This is a genomic window from Butyricimonas sp. DFI.6.44 (genome assembly GCF_022132345.1).
GTDB classification, from domain to species: Bacteria; Bacteroidota; Bacteroidia; order Bacteroidales; family Marinifilaceae; genus Butyricimonas; species Butyricimonas muris.
In genome coordinates, this window is sequence record NZ_JAKNJD010000002.1 from 361,362 (window position 1) to 383,347 (window position 21,986).

A 21,986-nucleotide genomic window follows, 5' to 3' on the forward strand; every position below is an offset into this window, starting at 1 on the left:
TGTTATTTAATGGTTATAGATTCAAGTTCAGTTCCATGCCGAAATAGGGCGTCACGTAATGTCTGACGGATAAATTGTTTTCCTTGTAATCCGGGTTATAATCAAGTATGTTATTCACGAACAATGACAAGTTTATTTTATCCCGCATAAATTTTTTGGTTGCTTTAAAATGTACGCTAATGGAAATGGGGTCTGTCCTTTTTATGAATAGTTCTTTATTATACTGTTTCACGAGGTACTGGAGCACGGGATCAGAGAGATTATCTGCCGTGAAATCGTGTTCTATCCCGTCTATACCCACGTATTTTAATGGCGTTCCGCTTTTCCATTTGCTTTGCTGGCTGGAAATCCACAAGCACTGCACGAATGTTGCAAAGCTAAGTCCCAAGGGACGGATATACGTGTCGAACGCGAAGTTCGTGTTGAATTGCTGTTTGATGTACCCGTCATCATCCGGGTACAGGGCGACGTATTTGATTTGTGCCCCGTTTATGAGCGTACTTTCATTCCGGTAGACGGGATGACTGTTGTGATAGGTCGATTTGAACCATGCCCCGTTTATCGTGATCTTGGTGCGAATGCTTTCGATACGTTTGGATGTGTAATGGTACTCAATTCCTTCCTTGATGATCATGCTGCCGTTGGTGGTTTGACCGAAGGTGTAAATCACGGTGTCTGTGCTGTAAGGGAGCGTGTTGATATCCGGGGGTGTTTGTATGGAACCGGGATCAAGCGCGGAAGCATCGTATTTTTTGTAATCGAAAGTACGCCAGAAGGAAGAAGTACGGAAACCGGATGTCATTTTTTCTCTGAAGTAGGTCATGGAGAAGTTGTTTTGACTGTAATCGAAGTCAAATCGAACTTCCCATTTGCGATTGCGCGCAGGTTCTAGTTTAAAATTGGTGACGTCTACTTTATAAGTCATCATGTTCAATCGGCGGTACTCTTCGTTCGTGTGGTAGTAATTCAATTGTGTGAGATCCACGTATCGGGTATCCGGGTAGAGTTGTGTCATGACGGGCATTTTCGTGTTCCAACCGATACCCCCGGCAAGTTGGATATTCAGGATTCTGTTGAACAAGTAGGTGGTCGGGAATTTCCATAATAAATTTACCCGCGGGTCGAAATAAGTTTTACCGTTAATCTTGTATTCTTTATCAATGTTCAATGGGATAAGGGTACGGACACCTCCTGCCGCTTGGAAATTGTGTGTACCCACGGGTACGGTTATCCTGTCTTCGATGAAGAATGCCAGCGTGTGTTCTGCCGGGATGTCGTCATACGGGCGGGGACGTGCTTTCATCGAGGGGTAGAGAGGACGGGTCAAGTCATATACCTGTCCTTTCCCCAAGTTTTTATTCATCCTCCATTCGGCACCTATTTTCATCGCGTTTTCTACTCCCGATATGTTGAATCCCAGTTCTCCCATCGCTTTGCTATAAGCGTTCAACGGTTGACCGTCTACTTTCAGGTGTGCCGTGTAGCGGTAGGGAAGAAATATTCCGTCGTGTTCCCCTTCTTCCGTGTTGTCGGGAATAGGGGTGTCCTTGTCAAGGGAAATGTATTTCGTACGTTTGATTTGGTCTTTCGAGTAATCTATTGCCGCGGATAGCGAGAGGCTTTTTAGCAATCGGTTATTCGTGAAATTCCAGTATAGAGAATTGGCTAGAGCCACGCGGTTGTAAGTCGATTTGTATTTATCTATTTTTTTGTACGAGAGTTCCGGATCGTTCTTGGCATTATCGAACGAACTTCCGTAGTCCGCGTTCAGGTTCCACGTCAATATATTCCAAGTACGCCCGATGCGTACGGAGCCCGTGAGGCGCTTGAATGTTTCGAGATTATTGCGGGGATCTATTTTAGAGTCCATATAGTCGATTCCGAAATTGATAGTCCAGCCGTTTCGGGTTGCCAGTCCTTTTCCGGCGTAGACGAGTTTGCTCCCGGCATCAGTTTTTAGGCGTATTTCCCACGGGTGGACTCCCGCTTTACGGGTGATTTTTACCAGTCCGCTCGTGAGTTCCCCGTATTCCACGGAAGGGATACCGCGGATGACTTCCACCGACTGTATGAAATCGGTTGACAGAGTTCTCGTATCGACACCTTTCCCGATACTGTTGCGATTGTAGTCGTACTCGCCTTGATAGCTTCCCGGTATTTGCTGCATATTCGCGTCCGTGCTTAACGGAATACCGTCAATCAGAAAAGAAACCCCGAGTGAAGTTACGTCGTAATCGGAACTGGATATCCCTACTTCACGCAATCGTATTTTGTTTACACTCCCGAGGGACGGATCTTTGGTCATCCCTCCCGGCAACAGAGAGAGAATATCCGTGAAACTTGACGGTTGCAGCAGATTCATGGCTTCCCGGTTTATTTTGGAAGAGGAGGTTAAACCTCGTGATTCGGATGCCGTGACAATGATGTCTTGTAACGTGATCGTGTCGATTTGCATGTGAAAAGACAAAGTTGTGTCCCGATGAATTGAGATTGTCCGGTGAAGGGGAAGATACCCGATAAACGACAGGCTCAAGGTGTATGTTCCCGGTTTGATGTTTCTGAAACTGAAACGTCCGGTTTTGTCGCTGACCGTGTTTAATTGTATCGTGTCGTTTTTTAGAGATACGGTGGTAAATTCCAATACTTCTTTTGATTCTTTGTCTTGTACGGTACCTTGTAAATGACACGTGTTTTTTTGCCCGAAACCGGGTAGGGTGAAAAGGATAAATGAAAATAGAATAAATAGCCTACATAATCTGTTATTTTTTATCCATATACATTTATTAATAATCATATCTTTATTACAATTTGTTACTCGTGTATTATTGGTTGCCACGGTTGATTCCCTGTGAATATTTTTACGTCACAAAATTACGGCATCACAAAATACGAATCCATCACCATAAATGAGGATATTTAAAAAACGGCATCCCTATTTGTGGTGGTGTGTCTTTATGGCTTGTAACAGACTTGTTGTAAGATAATTGTACGAGTGTTGTAATGAATTGGCGTAGCGATTAATAGCTAATAGAGGTGAGTTTCATTTATTGATGTAGCGGCAGATTGGGAATTACCTATTCTGCCGCTACATCTTACCGTATAGAAAACGTTTGATTATTTCTTTTGCAGGTTATCGGCTTTTTCTTTTAAACGGGCAGCTCTTTCGGCACTTCCGGGGTGAGAAGAAAACATCTTTTGAATGAGATTCGCCTTCTCACCGCCGGCTGCTGAAAGTTCAACCAGCTTATTTAAAGCTTTTGACATGGCATACGGGTCGACATTTTGCCGGATACAGAAATCAAAAGCGTAATCATCCGCGGCATTTTCTTGTTTTTGGGAGAATTGGGCACCCATGAATGCTTCGGCCAAATCGCCTAGTTGGGAGTCTGTTAATTTGGATACATTCTCGTTCAAGGCTCCCGCGGCGTTTTTAGCGGCAGAACGAAGATAAGCGTTTTTCATGGCGTTTTTGGAGTCGTGGTGAACCACGTGCCCGATCTCGTGTCCGATAACGGCAAGTACTTCGTCATCCGTCATGAGTTCCATTAATCCGGCGCATACCCGGATGCTACCGTCCCCGCAAGCGAACGCATTGACATCCACGACTTCATATACGCCGAAGTTCAACTTTAAACCTTCTATTTCCGGAAAGTTTGCCGTGATCTTGGCTAATCGTTTACCTAATTCACTATCCGGTGCGGCTAGTTTATTGTGAGTATCCATCCATTGCATGTACTCTTTGCTCATGCTTGCTATATCCTCATCGGAAAGAGTGATTGCTCCTGCCGCGTCCTTTCCGGCTTGAATGGCTTTTTTCGTGTCAATCTTCATTTTACCGATTTTGATTTGCGCCTGCAATGTCGTCACTCCGGCGACTAAAAAGATAAGTATAAATAAATTCTTCATTTTTAATTGTTTATGTTATTATGTATGTTTTGTTACGTATCTCTATTTTGGTGGGCAAAAATATATATTTCCCGTAGATAAGGCAATAGTTGCAGATTATTTGAAAAATATTTTCCCCCGTATGATTCGTGTAAAAGAAATTATATTACCTTTGCATCGCTCAAGAAAAAGGACTCGTAGCTTAATGGATAGAGCACTTGGTTACGGCCCAAGAGGTTGTGGGTTCGACTCCCGCCGAGTTCACTGGAATGTCTGAAACATGACAAGATAAAAAATCAAACCTTGTATATCAACGATAAACAAGGTTTGATTTTTTTGATTCAATCGGGAAATTTGTATAGTTTGAACAATTGCTATACTCGCTTGCGGGAATTCAAATTATCCGTGTTTTGTTACACCACGTTTTCTAAAAAACGACCGATTGCGGTTTGAATTTTTATGACTTGTTCGCGAGATAAACCATCGAAATCCTGATCGTTAATTTGCACGTTATATTTAATCTTGGGAGCCATGCTTATTTTTGTTAGTGTTTCGCTTTTTACAATCATTGGTGTATCTTTTATCACCTCTATTTTCTTTTGAGCGTCATTTTCTTCCAGTAACAGGACGTCAAGATTGTTTTTTCTCGATTGTGTTGATTTGATTTTTTGAAGTTTCAGCCCCGGGATAGAACATTGTATATCCATTTTCTCGACTTGATTCAAGAACGAGAGAAGGGACAAGAATAAGTCCAGTATTACTGAAGAAGGAGTACTTTCTATTTCTACATTAAAGGCATAAGCGCTATAATTCGCATCAAAAATTCCGTCATTAAAAGTGGTTATCTTATAAATTTCGGTACTCTTTTCAAAATCAGGGGTTAAATCCTCGCTAGCCATGAGAATCTCATCTTCTCTATCCAAAAAATCATTTATCGCTTCATAAAGAGATTCCAAATCCTCGAGAGATAACCCGTGAATGGCTTCTCTTCCGAGTTTTAAATAATAACTCTGCCCGGGCTCATCTTGACTCGTGGCACAAGTGGGAATGTTGTCATTTTTCATGGTAATTCGTTTTTTGTTATTATAAAATCACTTGTTTTCCCGTAAAAAATCAGCCAGTGTTTTTTCAAGTTTTTCAAACTCGGGGGGAGATAATTTGTCCGAATTTTGTCCGTTAATATATAGCGTGTAGTAAAATGTAGGTTTAGCATCCCAGCAACCATGATTGATACCCTTTGAAACATCCATGTTATCATCAATTAGGTTTTCGCGCTCGTTCGCTAATTCGTCTTCCCGTATCTCTATCAGAAAATTCTCTCGATCCTCGTGAACCCATGTCGAATCATCAATGTGTTGAAGACGTAATAGCCTCGTGTTATCCTTTAAAAAAGTTTGAAGCGCGTCAGAAAGAGCCTTTACCTGTGAATAAGTGATACACTGAATATTTCCGACAGAAGAAAAAATGTAATAATAAGTTCTTGGATCATCGCACGTTTCACCAAGATTCATATCCATTTCTATAGAAAACCAAAAATCTTTGCGATCTTCTTTCATTCTTTTGCGTGCTGTCTTTTCCCGCTCCCGAAATAATTTAATCCTGTGTTGCAGGGTTTCAAGTTGTTGCCTAGAGATGCCATACATTAACTGATTGCTTGTAACGATACAATAACTTTTCTTGGAATTATCCCCTTCTACAACGGAATTCATACGAGTCAAATCATCCATGATATGCTGTATTAGTGAAGGCAGAAAAAAAGACGGTTCCGCCTGTCCCGTTGATCGACACCGCAAGGGCCGAGGGTGCATTAACACTCCTCACGGGGGTACGGAAACCGCCGTATGGAGATAACAGGCATAAAAAATGCCTGTCATTAATTGGCAGGTTTCCCCGCCCTTGCGTTATGTCGATCAATACAAATATACAACTAATTTTTAATAGTGCGTTATTTTCTGGGAATTATTGCATGTAGATGCATGAAAACGCTTTTTACTTTGAATTCTGTGATTCTGTCAGTCTCGTCAAATAATATTTATCAACATGTCAAAGAACTTTTCTAATACAAAGATACTTCCCGCTTTACCCTTTTCCAACCATATTTCATAAAGAGCTCACGTGTTTTCACGAACACCCTCTTTTAAGACATGAACACGCTTTTAAGCAACCGATATCCCGTGCTGAATCCGACGTAATCAGTACAGGCAACTATATCATTATAGAATTACTCCCGTGTCAAAAACGCTCCCAAGCGCCTTTGAAACGGGAGTGATTCGAAAGTGATTCGTGTTTGACACAGGACTTCCACGGGTTCTCTTCGAATTTTGTCCGAATTCTTATATATCACATACCCCTACAACCGCCTGATGGTAAATCGAAAAGAAAAATCCCAAACATAAAGAGTGTATTTAATTGTACAGGTAATTCAGACGGTTTTTCTTTTCGTAGTAGAATCTTTGATAAAGACACTTCCCGTTTGCAGGATAACCGAGAGTATGATGATGATGAGTCCGATATAAAAAGAGATGTTCAGTTCTTTCGCCTCGTTGAAGAGTAACATGGCCAGTAAGATGCTGTACACGGGTTCCAAATTGTAGCTTAGGTTGACGGTGAATGCCGAGATTGTTTTTAGTACTTGAATCTGGAGAATATACAACCCGATCGTACAGATTGACGCCAATAACAGCAGGTTGATGAAATCCGATAAATCGGGGAGTATCGTTGGTACGGGAAAGTAGCTCAAGTAAAGAGGTAATAAACAGGAGAGTCCGATAAATCCGCCTGCCATTTCATACAATAGCAACGTGCTTGTCACGTGCTTGCTTCCGATTTTTTTATTCGTGATCGTGAAAAGGGCGGCGAGGGCGGAAGATATGGCACCCAGACAGATCCCGAGACGATAACGGGTGTCGAAATGGAAGATTAGAATAATGCCGAACAACGTCAACAAGCTGAACAGTATTTCTCTGATAGATATTCTGCGCCGATAAATTAGGGGTTCCAAAAATGCCGTGAAGAATCCTGTCAGCGAGAAGCATACCACCCCGATCGATACATTGGATGCCTTGATACTTCCGTAGAAGAAAACCCAATGAAATCCAAGGAGTAACCCGACACCACCTATTTTGAGCGTATCCCCGAGAGCGATCTTGTGTAATTCTTTCTTGAAATACAATATGATCGAGAATAAAAGAGTGGCGAACATCATGCGATACCAAACCAGCAATCCTTCGTTCAGCGTTATCAGTTTCCCGAATATTCCCGTTGCCCCGGCAAGAATGATAGATACGTGTAGTTTGATAAAGGCTTCTTTCATTTTATGTTATTTGTATGATTTTCGTCCGGAGCGAAATTATAATTTAATCTCTAAAAGAAGGATGAATCACGGTAAATAATTATACATTTGGAAGATGTAATCCATAATACGATGAATGCCATGACGACTTCTTACACGGAAGATATTTTGAAAGACGGGTTTGAACAACGGAGTATTTCGTTGCGGGATGATTACGAGGGAAAGGCTGTGAGCGTTTTGGTACGTCGTTTGGCAATAACGGACAAGGGGTTGGCGGTACTCTACATCCATGGTTTTAATGATTACTTTTTCCAAAAAGAGATGGCATTCCGGTTTAATGAACGGGGGATTCATTTCTATGCTTTGGATTTGAGAAAATACGGTCGTTCGTGGCTGCCTCGCCAGAAATTCAATGATATCCGGGATTTGAGAACCTATTTTGAAGAGATAGAGGAGGCGTTGAGGATTATCCGTGAGGAGGGGATCCGGAAAACCGTGTTAATGGGACATTCCACGGGTGGGTTGATCATCACGCTCTTTGCCAAGGAAAAGCGGGACAATCCGCTTTTTGACGCTCTCGTGCTGAATAGCCCGTTTTTCGAATTTAACCAGAGTCGGGTGGTGCGAAAGTTATTGCCGTTGGTCGCTTGGGTGGGTAAATATATGCCGGAAATAAAGGTTGCGGGCGGATTCGCGGAGGAGTACGGGAAGTATCTTCATCAGGTGTGTCTGGGGGAGTGGGATTATGATTTGACATGGAAACCGCATGTTGCACCCCGTGTTAATTTGGGATGGGTGCGGGCGATATATAAAGCGCAACGGGAGTTGATGAAGCCGTTTTCAGTAAATGCTCCCTTTTTAATACTACATTCTGAAAAGTCGGTTACGGATATTAAAGACAAGGAACAGATTCAGACCCGCGATTCTATTCTGAACGTGGAGGATATCAAACGGATTGCCCGAAATATCCGGGGCGATGTCGATATTGTCGCTATTCCCGGCGGTTTGCACGATTTGGTGCTTTCCGGGAAAGAGGTACGGGAAAACGTGTACCGGGAAATCTTTCGTTGGTGGGAGATTTTAGGGTAATTATTCGTAAGGTTGGGGTCCACGCGTGGTTAATGGAGTATTTGGGTCATCATCGAAAGGAAGCGTGGACCCCGAGAGGCTCTTTTGAAACCCGTTCCGTTAGTCCGCGTTCGGAACGAGGTGTCCTCTTGCCTACGATTGGAGATCTTCGTGTACACATTGAGGTGAACAATCTGAATAGTTTGTATCGTTTACGTTGGTAAAAGTACTCCAAGGGTGTAAAGCACGGGGACTTATTGTCCCCGTGTTAAACAAATTTGAAAAAAAGAATGAACCGAATACAGTAATAATATATTTAAATTCGTGATGGTCATTCGTGTTTCGAGGGTTAGCTTTCATGGCAAAGGTTTTTATTTGATATTTATCTTTTTTGAACTGATGTAAAGTTATGAAAGATTGTTTTGTTTTTGTAGACGTAAATCAAGTACTCGCGGGAGCGTTTTTACGTGAACTGTAGAAGTTCTTTTTCTCGCTTGAATGATTGACAGAAGGAAAGGACATCCCTGTCAGATTTTCATTTTTAAGAAGCGGGTGAATGGGGCTAATGTTGGATGTTTATTTCAAGAGGAAAAAACAGGGTACTGTGTCGAAATTAGTCATAATATCGTTATTTTGTTTCAGAGGTTTCGCTTGAAAATCCTCTACTTTTGTAGAGGGTTGTTAAATAAATTATCGCACATGAACATGAAAGAAGTTACACTGTATGATGGTTTCCTCTCGGAATTGCGAAAGAGAATTCCGAGAGGAGCCGAGCTGACAAACACCTTGGTAGATATGCTGTATATCGAACGCGAGGCTGTATATCGAAGGTTGCGGGGCGAAGTTCCTTTTACTTTTATCGAGGTAATGACTGTTTCGAAAGAACTGGGTATCTCGCTCGATAATCTGGCACAAGCGGATACCGGGAAGAGCAGACCTTTTCAATTGAAATTGGTGGAGTACGCGAATCCGTTAGAGTCGGATTATAAGATGATGAGAGAGTTTATCAATTTGCTTGCCATGGTAAAGGACGGGGAGGATTGGGAAGCCGGACAGTCGACCAATATTCTGCCGAGGTCTTTTTGTTATTACTATTCCAACATTACACGCTTTTATCTTTTCAAGTGGTTGTACCAGTATAGCCATGTCGATTCATTAAAGCATTACAGCGAAGTGAAAATCACGCCACAGTTGGCAAGTATGCAACAGGAGTACTTGCGGGTTACCCGACAGCTTAAATCAAGTTATTTTATTTTTGATCATCTTGTGTTCCATTACCTCGTGACGGATATCAAGTTTTTCGCTAGTATCAATTTGATTACCCCGGAAGATGTTGTTGCTTTGAAGGAGGATTTAATGCATTTGTTGGATGATATGGAGCATTTCGCTGCGAAGGGACGTTTTACGGATACGGGGAACGAGATGCTTATTTATCTGTCCAATATTAATCTCGACACGAATTATTGTTATTTCGGTTCTCGTGATTTTCATCTGAGCATGTTGAAGGCTTTTACCTTGAATATGGTCACTTCACGGGATTCGTATACTTACGAGCGGTTGCGTTGTTGGTTACAGTCGTTGAAACGTTCTTCCACGCTGATAACCGTTAGCGGAGAGAAACAACGGGTGATGTTTTTCGAGGAACAACGGAGGTTGGTGGGAAGCCTTTGATGGTTTATGATTTCCGATTAGGTGAGTATCAACCCACCTAATCGGAAATTGCATTATTTATTTGAATAGTTTGTCTAATCCTTTCAGGATATTGTTTTTGAGTTCTTTGCCGGCTTCTTTTTGAATGGATTTCAACGCCTTGCTCAAGTCTGGTGTCACCGTGGGTTTGGATAAGGTTCCGCCTATCTTCACGTCCACGTCGAGAGATTTGATATTGTCGGCGCCGGGAATGGCTTTGAGTACGTTGTCAATGTCTTTCCCGAAATATTTGCGGGCGATGTTCATTGACATCACGTAATCCATTTTGCCGTCAACCGTTTGTGTTCCTTGAAACGTGGTCGGGTTACCCGCTATATTTGTCGTGAAAGGTTCAACCGTGATGTTTCCGTTGTTGATCTTGAAATCAACTTTCAAGTTCGCTATACTGAGGCGGCTTAATTCGTCGTTTTTCAGCAAGCTGGCGAGTTGCAGCATGGCCGGGTTATCCTTGATCAAGAATCCGGTTGTGGACAAATTGCCGCCACCGTTTGCCGTGGTCATGATCGGGCTCATTTCTTTGTCCAGTTCCGAACTGAATTTCATGGCTGCCGAGATTTTACCGCTACAATTCATGGCGATCGGGATACTTTCTTTGACAAACGAGAAAGCGTGGTAAGCGGAATTAATATCAATATCCGATATCCGCAGGTTGAGATCAACGGATGGTTTCGCCGGATTCGCGGTGTTGTACGAACCGTTCATGAGCAGATTGCCTTCCAGCATATCCATGCTCAAGTTCTTTAGCGTGGCGATACCGCCGTTTGTTTCGATGCTTCCCTTGATGGTTTTGATAACCAGACTGTCGTACAGGACTTGTTTGATGTTCGTGTTGAAAGCCAATTGGATATTCTTGGGAATGGCGATACCTTCCGGGGCTTCGGCATCAGAAGATTGAACTGCCGTCGTGTCTTTTACCGGGGCGGCTTCGGCATCAGATGTCGAACCGGATGTCGTGCTTGTCATAAATTCATTCACGTTGATCGTGTTGGATGTCAGCGTGAAGTTACCTTTTAATGTCTGGTCTTTAAACACGTAGGGCAGATAGTTTGCCACGTATCCTTGTAACCCGAAATCCGAAGATTTGATTTTGACCAGTAGATTCTGTAAGTTAAGGCGTGCGGGTGTGATCGTTATTTCTCCCGACGGGACAGAGATGCCTTCCGGGAAATCCGCACTCTTGAACAGTACGTTTTTCAACGCTATTTTACCGTTAGCGGTAAATTTCTCGTATTGTTCTTTTTCTATATACTGGTATTTCCCGTCGAAAGAAAGGTCGGTTGTCAATATTCCGCTAAGAGTGATGTCTTTAAGAGGAAGTGCTTTTTTCAAGCTCTCGAAGTTGATAACTCCTTTCATGCCACCTTTGAATGTCGGATCGTCCAAGTTGGAAACCAATATATTCATGTTAAACGGGTTGTTGGCAACGGTGAACGTGAGCGTGCTTAGGTTTGCCACGGTCTGTGCTACCGTCCCGCCCGGGTTGGTCACGTTCAGTTTCAGGTTTATTTTTTCTACCGATTCCGGTAATTCCGGGTATTTTAGGCTCGCGTTCAAGATATTGAAATGCAGGTTGATAGCCGGAAGATGATTCTCGTAATATTCTCCTTTGGCTTCCATGCTCAGTTGGAATTCACCGGAAGTTTTTACTCCCTCGAGTTCTTTTTGGAAATCTTTAGGTATTAAAGCGAGTAAACTTTCGAATTTCGTGTCGGGAGCGTTCAGTTTCAAGTCCATAGAGTATTTTTCGTTTTCCATGATACCGAAGCTGCCGATCAGGTCAAGTTTTAAATCGTTGAGCGCCATGTCATTCTTCTGAATGTTGAATTGCATCTCTTTTAGATTCGCGGCGATGTCCGCCTGCCAGTTGAAATCCGTGTTGTTTACCCACACGCTGTTGCCTTGGCGTAAAGAAATGTTTTTTAGGGAAAGCAGCACGTTGAGAATGGTGTTCGTTTCCGAGAAGTTCCCTTTCAGGTTCAAATTCACCGCGTCCACGTGAGCGAACGTTGAGGCTTGATAATCTTTATAATCCAATACCAGATTTCTGACCTCGATATTGTTGAAAGCGATAGCGGTTTCAGAGTCGGAAGCCGGTTCTTCTTTTGTCGCTTCCGGTTCTCGCGTTTCCACGTCTGTTGTGTCGGAAGGTACCATGATATCCCAATTAGCTTTTCCTTCGGCATTAACTTTTGGACTGAAGAAGCAGTCTTTGAGCAGAACGTTATTAATAATAATTTCATTCCCTGAAATAAGGGACTTTAAATTCACCGATGCCTCGAAATACGGGATGTTGATCAACGTATCGCGGGTGTTATTTTCTTCCTTGGAAATCATCACGTCGTCTAAAGTAACGCTAAGATTCGGGAAATTCTTGAACATACTCAAGCCAACGTCGCCGATGGCCAGTTCCGCTTGAATATATTTAGAGGATTTTTCCTCGATCAATCGAAGTATGTCGCTTTTGAAAAAGACGGGGATAACCATAAGAGCGACAATAATCAGCACGATGATAATTGCTAATGTGATAAATACTTTTTTCATGTCTTATATATATTTACGTGTGTGTTATTGCAAAGGCAAATTCAAGCCATTGTTACAAAGTTATACAAATTATTTGAAGTAAGGTTTTATTTTTTGCAGTTTATATAACGGTAAAATTTTTTCCGAGTTTAAAATCGAGAAGTTGATTTTACCGAATTTCCGTTTGGCATTGAAAATGAGTTGCACGTCTTCGTAGGCGAGGTAGGGATGTTTCAGTACGGTTTTGAAGTCCATTGTGTCAAGGTTTCTTTGCTTGATCAGGTCTGGGTTTGCCGTAAAGCGGGAGAGAAGGGTATCTATATCAAGGTATTGGAATTTAATTTCTTTGAGTTGAGTGACGGAACGGAAGCCCCCGAGTTGCTCCCGGTAGCGAATGATTTTTGCGGCATAGTAGGGACCGATTCCCTTTATTTTTACCAGCATGGAACTGTCCGCCGTGTTTAATTCAATCGAGGAGGGGAGATGTTTTTGGGCGGACGGGATGGAGGCTGTTGTCGTGTCGGGTGTTTCCGGACTCGCGAGCAGGAATAACCCGCACTCCGGTTTTCGGCTTGCTTGGGGCAGGACGAAAAGGGCAAGTATCATGATACCCAAGAATATAATTCCTCTTTTTTCCGATCTCCTTAAGGGCATAGTTTGTTGTTCTTTATAATGATACGATTGCTTCTGATATCATTAAACGTTCTGTGTATTTGTTTGAAATCCGGTGTCGATTGCAAGGCACTTCTCGGGCTTAACTTGTTTTCTCCCGTGATTATGGCTATCGCTTTTGCCAACAAGGGTTCATTTTCCGCACCTAGTGTCGAGGCCGGGGGTAAGAGTTGGTCTTCCACTTTATAGTTGGGTTCTAATCCTTTCACTGCGTCCGAGGGATACCCGTCGACATTCGTGTATCTTGAAACGATTGGTGCCATTAGCCAATTCGAGAGTTCTTCATCTGCCACAATTTTGCCGTTAGTGTCTTCTTTCGTGGGTTGCATTAATGCCATTGTGGTAAACTTGCCATATGTTTTTTGTCCGATTCGGATGACTTTCATAAACGGTTCCAGACAGATTGCTGTGTATTCGGATGCCGAGATAGTTTCTCTGGTAGTGAGTATATAAACTCGTTTGTTGGGTAAATTCAAATTACAATCTACTTTTTTGAAATAACGGTGGAGTTGTGTATCGAATCGGGAATCACTTTCAAAGGCTTTTTGACATTCGGAGTTCCATTTTTCATATGATAAAAGTTCTCCTTCAATCGCTTTATCCGGCGGAGCGATAGCACTGCACATCAGGGCAGATGCTGCATCGTCACCCCCGTGGTTATACCGGAGGTCAAGAACGAGATCCGTGATTCCTTCTGTTTTGAAGTAATTAAAAGCGTCTTCCAGACTATTGTTAAAAGAAGAGGCGAAGTCCGTGTACATGAGGTAGCCGATTTTGTGGTTTCCTTTTTCGATAACCTTGCGAATGAGTACAGGATCTGTTTCCATTTTCTTTGAAGTTAGCGTAACTGCGTTCGTTTCAATGAGATAATTACCTTCTAATTTAGCTTTGGTAAGTTGAATTGTTCCGTTTTGGTTTAATTCGTCAGCATTATCTTTTGTGATATAAGCGGAATTGATTTTGACGATAAGATCTCCTCTTTTTAAATTTGCAGTTGCGGCGGGAGTGTTAGGGTATACGTATTTAATAACCGCACAGTATTTGTTGTCAGCAATACCGAAGTAAGCTAAGTCATAACCGAATGTTTCCCCCGTGTTGGTAAGGGATTCCATGAGCCCTTGCGCGTCGTCCGTGATAATGGAGGCAGAGTCTTTCGATGACAGTAATTTCTCGAAATATTCAATCGGATCTTTTTCTTTTTGCGGATCAATGGCAGGCATTTCTTTGTTCCAAAGGTAAAACATCGACATGTTGTCGTGAATGAATTGATTAGCCCGTAGAGTTAGTTCTTCTTCTTTCGTGAGTTTGTCATTATCATCATCGTCTTGACAAGCGATAAATACTGATAATAATGCGAATAAATACATGATTTTTCTTACGCCGTTCATATTAGGTATAGTTTAAAGTTGTGAGTTGCTAAATTTCGTGAAAATTAACGAGACTTCCAAGGATTAATTATAAAATAAAATTATTCCCGCTCTAAACAAATTAAAATGAATCCTTTACCTCTGTTTAGATAAAAAACTGAGAAAATAATGGAAAATAAATTTGTGAGAAAACTAAAAAGGTATACCTTTGCATCCGCAATTGAGAAATACAATTGAAGGATTCAATAGCTCAGCTGGTAGAGCACAACACTTTTAATGTTGGGGTCCTGGGTTCGAGTCCCAGTTGGATCACGGAAGGCTTTCTAAAACAATCGTTTAGAGAGCCTTTTTTTATATTTGTATCACAATAGTAACACGAGAATAGTGGCTCACGTGAAAAGATGATGGTGGATAGTGTCCGATAGTGTCCCCAAAAGTATGTACCAGTGGGCATCTTGCTACGATGTTGCTGTGTTCTTAGTCGGGAGAAAGGGGGGACTAAGGGTAGGGAAGGGGATTTTTTGATATTGTATATAAAAAAATGAGGGTGCCAACTTGTCAGAAGAAACACCCTCAAGGTTCCCGTTATTGCGAGATAAAGGTTGGTTGAAAGGTACATCACTGCGGCTTTCCCTTTAAATCACGGTTTTAAACAGTCCCGTTAAATGCTTTTAGAAGAAAATTTATTTTCGATGTGTGGTATTTAACGAAAACTGTGCTACAAAGATAATAAATTATTCGTACACCAACATAGAAGTTGGTGAATTTTTGTTTGCTGATTTATTTCTTTAGGGCATGAAAAAGCGTAGGGATGAGATATTATTGAAGGAGATAGCCCGAAGAATAAAGGAACTTCGAGATAAGAAAGGTATATCGCAAATTGATTTTTTGATTGCGACGGATATTAATGTTTCTCGGATAGAACTTGCAAAATTTAATATTACCGTGTCTACCTTAAAAGCGATTTGTGATTATTTTGAAATTTCATTGAGCGATTTCTTGAAGGATATTCCAATATCCGAATTTTCAAACGAATAGATGTTTTTAGGTTCAGGTGATCGAGTTAGGTGACTATTTATAATGGTATATCCTAGCGTGATTCCAAGGTAATCCTATGGTAATCCTACCTCAACTTACTTCCAAACCGGATTGAACTCCGTTATTTCGCCTTTTGTTAATAGTGCTGTAAGGGTTTTAGAAGGAGTTTGTAACCCCGTAGAGGTAGGAGTATGGTGGGATTACCTTGGGAATCTAGGGGGATCGAATAAAATATTTGTCGATATGCTTGTATGTTTCCGATAAGTAACATACTTTTGTTTCCGAATGGTAACATATTGATGTATGAAAGAAAAAAATAGTTTTGGAGAGAGGGATCGGGAGGCGACGGAACGACGTTTGCTTGACACGATTGAAAAGATGGTTATCGAGAACGGGTTCGAGAAGATAGGCGTTAATGCTGTTGCCGCTCAATCCGGTGTTTCCAAGATATTGATATATCGTTATTTCGGTTCGGTGGACGGACTTATGGCTGCCTATATACGGCAGCATGATTTTTGGATAAATTTTCCTGTCGAGGTTCTTGACCGGGAGCAATTGCCGGGATTCTTGAAAAAAATGTTCCGGGGACAAATCGAACAATTGCGGAGTAATCCCACGTTGAAGAGGCTTTACCGTTGGGAACTCTCTTCGGGTAATGATATGATCGTGAAGTTGAGGGAACAGCGGGAAAAGATCGGGGTGAACTTGATAGAGAAGGTGTGTGAACTGACCGATTACCCGCGTAAGGAAATAGAGGTGATGGCGTCGATGCTGACGGCTTCCATTACTTACTTGGTGATGTTGGAGGAGTTCTGCCCGGTGTTTAACGGGATTGCCATTAATCAGGATTCCGGTTGGGAGCAAATCGGTCAAGGAATAGATGCGCTCGTGGATAAGTATTTTGAAAATGGTGGTGATGAACGCTGATTTTCTGAGCATGATTGAATATGCTTCCAAGGCTCCGTCGGGACATAATACACAGCCTTGGAGGTTTGCGCTCGCGGGTGACGGAATGGTTATTTTGCCGAAGTTTGAAGTTGCCCTGCCTGTGGTCGATGCTGATAACAGGGAATTGTTTATCAGTTTGGGATGCGCGTTGGAAAATCTGCTAATCTCTGCCCGTCATTTCGGTTACAAGGCTCGTGTCGTCGGATGTAACCCGGAAGGAATAGAAATCCGGTGCGTGAAGGATGAAGATGTCGCCAAGGAGCATTTATTCTATCAGATAGAGAAACGGCAAACGAATCGGAGTATTTATGACGGCAGAAAGTTGTCGGGAGAGGTGCTTGGATTGTTTGAATCGCTTCCCGTGGAGGATAATATCCGGTTGTATTCGACGCCTGTCGGTTCTGCATTTGCCGATAGCTTGACAGGGTATATTATTAAAGGTAATGAGGTACAGATGAATGACAAGGCGTTTAAAAGAGAGTTGCTTTCTTGGATGCGTTTTAACGCGAAACAGATTAACGGGACTAACGACGGATTGAGTTACAAGGTCTTCGGTAATCCGCCTCTGCCAAGGATGATGGCGAAGCCGATAGTCCGTTGTTTTTTGAAGGCGGCGGTGCAGAATAAGACAGACGGGGAGAAAATAAAATCGTCCTCTCATTTGATTCTGTTTACTACCCGGAGCAACACGTTCATGGAGTGGATAGGTTTGGGACGAACGTTACAGCGTTTTTTGCTGAAAACGACAGAAGCGGGTGTCGCTTGTGCATATCTGAACCAGCCGTGTGAAGTGTATGCTTTAGCCGCGGAAATGCGGGATTTGCTTCCGATAAACAGGGAGTATCCGACGCTGATTCTCAGGATAGGGTACGCGAAGCCCGTGCCTTATTCTCCGCGCAAGAACGTGGGGGAGTTGTTGGTATGTCACGGCTGAATTTAAAGAGAGGTTTTATCATGACGGGATATCCTTGAAGGTGGGAATAGAGTTTTGAGTTGTGAATTTAACCGGAATGTCATAAAGATACACGGAATAAATGTTATTTTTGTGTAGGCTAACTAGAATGCGATCATATGAATAAAACGGTTTATTTTTTGGGTTCGGGGTTTTCGAAAGAGGCAGGTGGTCTGGTTCAGAGTGAGATCATTGATACTATTCTCGACGAGAATTTTACGCGGGATGATGAACGGTTGATTCGGGCGAGAGATAGTTTTATCGGTTTTTTGAAGGAGGAGTTACATATTTACAAGGATCATTATTGTAAGGTGCAACTGGAGGACGTGTTCACGCCTATCGACCGTTGTATCTGGGACGGACTTTCTATCGGGCGTTACAGTTCCCGGGCGCTTGTGGAGTTGCGGGAGGAGTTTAACGCGCTGATGGGTGCCGCGGTAAATTATAGTTTCAAGAAAAACGAAGCGTGCAGTGATTATGTCGACGAGTTCGCGGAGTATATCAACGGGATTGCCCGACGTCGCATGGAGGACGGGGAAGACCGGGTGTCGGTGATTACCACGAATTGGGACGTGTTGTTCGATCATGCTTTGAAGCGGGCGATCGAGAATACGCACCCGGAGAAGTTGAGCGTGGTGGATTACTGTTGTTACGTGAGTTCGTGGGACGCGAACGACGACACGATTAAACCGGGATTGCTTGCCGTGGGATACGGCGGGTATAATATCAAGTTATTGAAGTTGCATGGTTCTATGAATTGGTTCCAATGTCCTTTGTGCCAGCGTATGTACGTGCGTTTCGGGGAGGAGATTGCTATTATGAAGGCGGCGTATTGCCGGCATTGCCGGAAGAATTACGGGATGCCGGATATCAGTTCGATTAAATTGCAGAGTAATCTTTTGTTGCCGACCTATTTGAAGAATTTGAGTAATATACAAATCAAGTTGGTATGGCAGAATGCGGCGATAGAACTGTCGGAGGCGAAGCGTATCGTGTTTATCGGCTACTCGTTGCCTTCTGCCGATTTCGAGATCCGGCAGTTGTTAGCCCGGATGATTCGCCCGGATGCTGAAATTCAAGTGGTGCTTTATCCCCATAGTTCCAGCGTGGAGGCGGAAGCCGAACGGTACAAGAATTTTTTCGGCAGCCGCGTGACGGAGCGGGATATATTCCGGTTGACGGTGCCGGAATACGTGGAGAATTTAAAATCTTAAATCTAAAATAAAAAGTGGTATTTATACCCTATCGCGGGTGTTCGGAATGCTTTACTTTTGTACTGAAGAAATGTACAATTCAAGGAGTGAAGATATGACACGTTATCATTTAGAATCATCGTGCTGTGGAACATCTTTCGAGGACGGGCAATGGGAGTTGGACTGCCCCCATAAAGATGGTGCGGCTTTGATTTTTGCTAATTACGCGAATCGTCAATTTGAAGTGAGAAATGATTTGCCCGGTATATACAAGTATGCTAATTGGTTACCGATTTGCCGGACGCTGGAAGGTTCGGGTGCGCCCGTGACTTACAAGAGCGAGGGGCTGGCGGAATATTTGGGATTGTCGAATTTGTACATCACGTTCAACGGTTATTGGCCGGAGCGGGGTGCTTTGATGAAGACGGGTTCGTTTAAGGAATGCGAGGCGTATGCCGTGTGTGCCCGTATTAACAGGAACAGCGATAAGATCATGGTAGTTGCTTCTGCCGGAAACACTGCGAGGGCTTTCGGTAGAGTATGCTCTGAGAATGGGATTCCGTTGTTGTTGTGTATACCGGAAGATAATTTAAATGCAATTTGGGCTGATGAGCCTTGGAATGATTGCGTGAAGTTGGTTTGCGCGGGAGCCGGGTGTGATTATTTTGATGCGATACATCTTTCCAATATTATTTGTGAGATGGAGTATTTTTTTCCGGAGGGAGGAGCCAAGAACGTGGCCCGTCGTGACGGGATGGGAACGACGGTGTTGTCGGCTGTGCAGGAGATTGGTCGTATCCCGGATTACTATTTCCAAGCCGTGGGAAGCGGAACGGGTGCTATTGCCGCGTGGGAAGCTAACAAGCGTTTTATCGCGGACGGACGCTACGGCTCGAATTTGATGAAATTGATTGTTTCTCAGAATATTCCTTTCACGTTGATATATGATTCGTGGAAAGCAAATTCCAGAGCATTGGTGGAACTGGACGAGAATACGGCGCGCGAGGAAGTGAAGGAGATGTGTGCCAAGGTGTTGTCAAACCGTAAACCGCCTTATTCTTTGACCGGAGGACTTTACGACGCGTTGAAAGCGACGGGGGGGGACGTGATGTTGGCAACGAACGAGGAAGCCATGAAGGCGCAGGAGTTGTTCGAGAAATTGGAAGGTATTGATATAGAACCTGCCGCCGGGGTTGCTACGGCTACTTTGATGCAAGCGGTAAAGGAACAGCGGGTTGAGGAAGATGCCGTGATTATGCTGAATATCACGGGTGGTGGTATCGGGCGTTACAGGAAGGAATTCAAGCCCGTGCAACAGAAGCCCCATTTGGTATTCCCCGTGAATCCCGACCCGGAAATGGTAAAGAAACAAGTCCGGGAGTTGATAGGACGGTAGGGGGTAGAACCTTATAAACTAAAAGGCTTGTGTTAAACAAGCCTTTTTTGTATCTTTGGGGTTTGAATGTGAGATTATGAATGTATTCAAGGAACATAAGGTTATGGACTTATTCCGGCGGTATCGGCAAGAGTTTGCCCGCCGCACGGATTGTTTATTGGATTTGGATTATCATTATATGGTATTGCGCCGGGATTACGGGAACCGTTTTATTATCACGGAGTTTTTACAAAAATCCTTGTCTATCCTTGTCGTTTCGCTCAATCGTTTTGTAAAGGACGCGTGTACGATTTCGGCTTCGGCTCTCACGTTTTATTCCGTGTTGGCATTTATACCTTTGATGGCGTTGGCGTTCGCTATTGCAACCGGTTTCGGGGCGAATAAATCGCTTGAAGATGAGTTTTTGAAACGTCTGGGGGATAATCAGGAGTTCGCGCAACAGTTGTTGGGATACGTGAACGGGGCTATACAGAACGCGAAAGGCGGAGTGGTGACCGGTGTGGGAATTGTCATTTTGCTTTGGGCGGTTATTCGGGTGCTGAATAGTACGGAGTTGACAATGAACCGGATCTGGGGAGTACGCAAGGGACGCAATTTAAGGCGGATGTTCACGGATTATTTCTCGATTATTTTTATTGCCCCTATTCTGATGATCTTGATCAGTAGTGTGAATGTTTTTCTGACCTCTTCTTATTGGCAGGATAATTTTCCTTTGATCAGTTCCGTGTTGACGATGTTTATCAAGTTGTTGCCTTATCTGTTGGTGTGGATGTTGTTTATTTTCCTGTATATGTTTATGCCGGCTACCCCGGTCAAGTTCAAGCATGCTTTTGTGGCGGCGATGATCGCGGGGACAGTGTATCAAGTGATACAATGGTTTTATATCCGTTTCCAGATAGGGGTGAGTTCTTATAACGCGATTTATGGTAGTTTGGCGGCGTTGCCGTTGTTGTTGGTGTGGTTGCAGTTAAGTTGGAGTGTCGTGTTGTGGGGGACGGAGTTGTGTTATATTTTTCGCAATCGTCATTTCATGTACAGGAATGAGTTGCTGGGGGACGAGGCGTGGATGGAAACGCTGGAATGTGCTTTGAAAATCATGAAGTACGTGGCACGGGTGTATATTAACGGTGACGGCGGTCCCAGTCTGGGGATGATTAACAAGGAATTGAAAATTAACACGGGAAAGTTGCGTCTGGTGCTTCAAGAATTGGTGGATTTGCATTTGTTGGTGGAAGCGAAAGAAGAGGAAGATTATTTTTATTACCCGGCTTTTGACCTGCACTCGATGTCTGTCGGGGATATTATTATTCGTTTTTCGCGTGTCCACGAGAGTAGGAACGAAGCATGGAAAAAACAATTTTCGGAAGCTATTCAAAAGGGATTTGCCGGGGATTCTCTGGTGTGAAAATAAAATAGTTGTAACATGCAGATTTGTAGGGACAATCTATGATTCTTGATAAAAAAGACGGGTCGGAACGTAGCATTTTTTTGCATATTCCGTAAAACTTTCATATATTGTCGAACAAATAGAATGAAGTATGAGGAAAAGAATCGATTTAGAGTACATTTTCTCATCATCGGTAAGTATATTGTTCTCTCGTCTAAGTACCGCGCCGGGGTTAGCGGAGTGGTTTTCCGATGATGTGAAACATGCCGGAAATATCTTCACATTCGTGTGGGATGGTGTTGATGAGCAAGCCGAGCTTGTGGATATGAAGAAAAATTCATTCGTGCGTTTCAAGTGGCTGGACGCGGACGATGAAGAGGAGTTTTTCGAATTTTCTCTGCACGTGGAACCTTTAACGGAAGAGGTCGCTCTGATTATCACGGACTTTGTGGATGATGACGAGGAAGCGGACGAAATCGAGTTGTGGAATAAACAAGTCGAGATGCTTCATCGGACGGTGGGGGGATGACGTGCGAAGCACGTCGGGTTGAAAGTTTA

General features: G+C 43.2%; 17 protein-coding genes and 2 tRNA genes. 11 read left to right on the forward strand and 8 right to left on the reverse strand.

The window, feature by feature from the left end; translation table 11 throughout:
- Window positions 1–13: 13 nt before the first annotated feature.
- Window positions 14–2,794 (reverse strand): TonB-dependent receptor, encoded by a 2,781-nt coding sequence (locus L0M98_RS04870; RefSeq protein ID WP_227215239.1) that lies wholly within the window; start codon window positions 2,792–2,794, stop codon window positions 14–16.
- A 320-nt stretch (window positions 2,795–3,114) separates the two neighbouring features.
- A complete protein-coding gene (locus L0M98_RS04875) occupies window positions 3,115–3,906 on the reverse strand; it encodes a M48 family metallopeptidase (RefSeq protein WP_099292049.1) in 792 nt (263 codons plus the stop codon).
- A 170-nt stretch (window positions 3,907–4,076) separates the two neighbouring features.
- On the opposite strand from L0M98_RS04875, the gene L0M98_RS04880 reads away from it, so the two are divergent.
- Window positions 4,077–4,149, forward strand: a tRNA-Arg gene (locus L0M98_RS04880).
- Between the two features lie 149 nt (window positions 4,150–4,298).
- Here the strand turns inward: L0M98_RS04880 and L0M98_RS04885 are convergent.
- The 3 genes from L0M98_RS04885 to L0M98_RS04895 form a co-directional block, all read right to left on the reverse strand.
- On the reverse strand, window positions 4,299–4,949 hold the full coding sequence (locus L0M98_RS04885; protein WP_227215240.1) for a hypothetical protein: 651 nt from the start codon (window positions 4,947–4,949) through the stop codon (window positions 4,299–4,301).
- Window positions 4,950–4,976: 27 nt separating this feature from the next.
- Window positions 4,977–5,612 (reverse strand): hypothetical protein, encoded by a 636-nt coding sequence (locus tag L0M98_RS04890; protein ID WP_227215241.1) that lies wholly within the window; start codon window positions 5,610–5,612, stop codon window positions 4,977–4,979.
- A 695-nt stretch (window positions 5,613–6,307) separates the two neighbouring features.
- Window positions 6,308–7,198, reverse strand: coding sequence for a DMT family transporter (locus tag L0M98_RS04895; protein WP_227215242.1), 891 nt, complete (start codon window positions 7,196–7,198; stop codon window positions 6,308–6,310).
- A gap of 87 nt (window positions 7,199–7,285) precedes the next feature.
- Here L0M98_RS04895 and L0M98_RS04900 point away from each other — a divergent pair, with 87 nt between their 5' ends.
- On the forward strand, window positions 7,286–8,266 hold the full coding sequence (locus tag L0M98_RS04900) for an alpha/beta hydrolase (RefSeq protein WP_227215243.1): 981 nt from the start codon (window positions 7,286–7,288) through the stop codon (window positions 8,264–8,266).
- 684 nt (window positions 8,267–8,950) lie between these two features.
- Window positions 8,951–9,916: a hypothetical protein gene (locus L0M98_RS04905; protein WP_237961669.1), complete on the forward strand. Its 966-nt coding sequence runs from the start codon at window positions 8,951–8,953 to the stop codon at window positions 9,914–9,916.
- A gap of 57 nt (window positions 9,917–9,973) precedes the next feature.
- On the opposite strand, the gene L0M98_RS04910 is transcribed toward L0M98_RS04905, so the two are convergent.
- From L0M98_RS04910 to L0M98_RS04920, 3 genes are all read right to left on the reverse strand, one after another.
- Window positions 9,974–12,496, reverse strand: coding sequence for an AsmA-like C-terminal region-containing protein (locus tag L0M98_RS04910; protein ID WP_227215244.1), 2,523 nt, complete (start codon window positions 12,494–12,496; stop codon window positions 9,974–9,976).
- A gap of 69 nt (window positions 12,497–12,565) precedes the next feature.
- Complete coding sequence (locus tag L0M98_RS04915) at window positions 12,566–13,129, reverse strand: ComEA family DNA-binding protein (RefSeq protein ID WP_227215245.1); 564 nt, start codon at window positions 13,127–13,129, stop codon at window positions 12,566–12,568.
- The gene (locus tag L0M98_RS04920; protein WP_227215246.1) at window positions 13,120–14,535 is read right to left on the reverse strand and encodes a S41 family peptidase; all 1,416 of its coding nucleotides are present in this window, start codon (window positions 14,533–14,535) and stop codon (window positions 13,120–13,122) included. Before L0M98_RS04920 ends, L0M98_RS04915 begins: the two co-directional genes overlap by 10 nt.
- Before the next feature lie 218 nt (window positions 14,536–14,753).
- Here L0M98_RS04920 and L0M98_RS04925 point away from each other — a divergent pair.
- The 8 genes from L0M98_RS04925 to L0M98_RS04960 all read left to right on the forward strand — a co-directional run bounded on the left by L0M98_RS04925 (window position 14,754) and on the right by L0M98_RS04960 (window position 21,957).
- Window positions 14,754–14,826 (forward strand) — tRNA-Lys (locus L0M98_RS04925).
- A gap of 483 nt (window positions 14,827–15,309) precedes the next feature.
- Entirely contained in the window at window positions 15,310–15,552 is a 243-nt protein-coding gene (locus tag L0M98_RS04930) for a helix-turn-helix domain-containing protein (RefSeq protein WP_227215247.1), read from the forward strand.
- Between the two features lie 303 nt (window positions 15,553–15,855).
- A complete protein-coding gene (locus L0M98_RS04935) occupies window positions 15,856–16,479 on the forward strand; it encodes a TetR/AcrR family transcriptional regulator (RefSeq protein ID WP_099292056.1) in 624 nt (207 codons plus the stop codon).
- Entirely contained in the window at window positions 16,469–17,434 is a 966-nt protein-coding gene (locus tag L0M98_RS04940) for an Acg family FMN-binding oxidoreductase (RefSeq protein ID WP_237961670.1), read from the forward strand. The genes L0M98_RS04935 and L0M98_RS04940 overlap by 11 nt, the downstream gene beginning before the upstream one ends.
- Before the next feature lie 137 nt (window positions 17,435–17,571).
- Window positions 17,572–18,666: a hypothetical protein gene (locus L0M98_RS04945; protein WP_227215249.1), complete on the forward strand. Its 1,095-nt coding sequence runs from the start codon at window positions 17,572–17,574 to the stop codon at window positions 18,664–18,666.
- Between the two features lie 94 nt (window positions 18,667–18,760).
- Entirely contained in the window at window positions 18,761–20,041 is a 1,281-nt protein-coding gene (locus tag L0M98_RS04950; protein WP_099294477.1) for a cysteate synthase, read from the forward strand.
- 76 nt (window positions 20,042–20,117) lie between these two features.
- The gene (locus L0M98_RS04955; protein WP_099292058.1) at window positions 20,118–21,446 is read left to right on the forward strand and encodes a YihY/virulence factor BrkB family protein; all 1,329 of its coding nucleotides are present in this window, start codon (window positions 20,118–20,120) and stop codon (window positions 21,444–21,446) included.
- A 133-nt stretch (window positions 21,447–21,579) separates the two neighbouring features.
- Complete coding sequence (locus L0M98_RS04960; RefSeq protein WP_099292059.1) at window positions 21,580–21,957, forward strand: START-like domain-containing protein; 378 nt, start codon at window positions 21,580–21,582, stop codon at window positions 21,955–21,957.
- The last annotated feature ends 29 nt before the right edge of the window (window positions 21,958–21,986 follow it).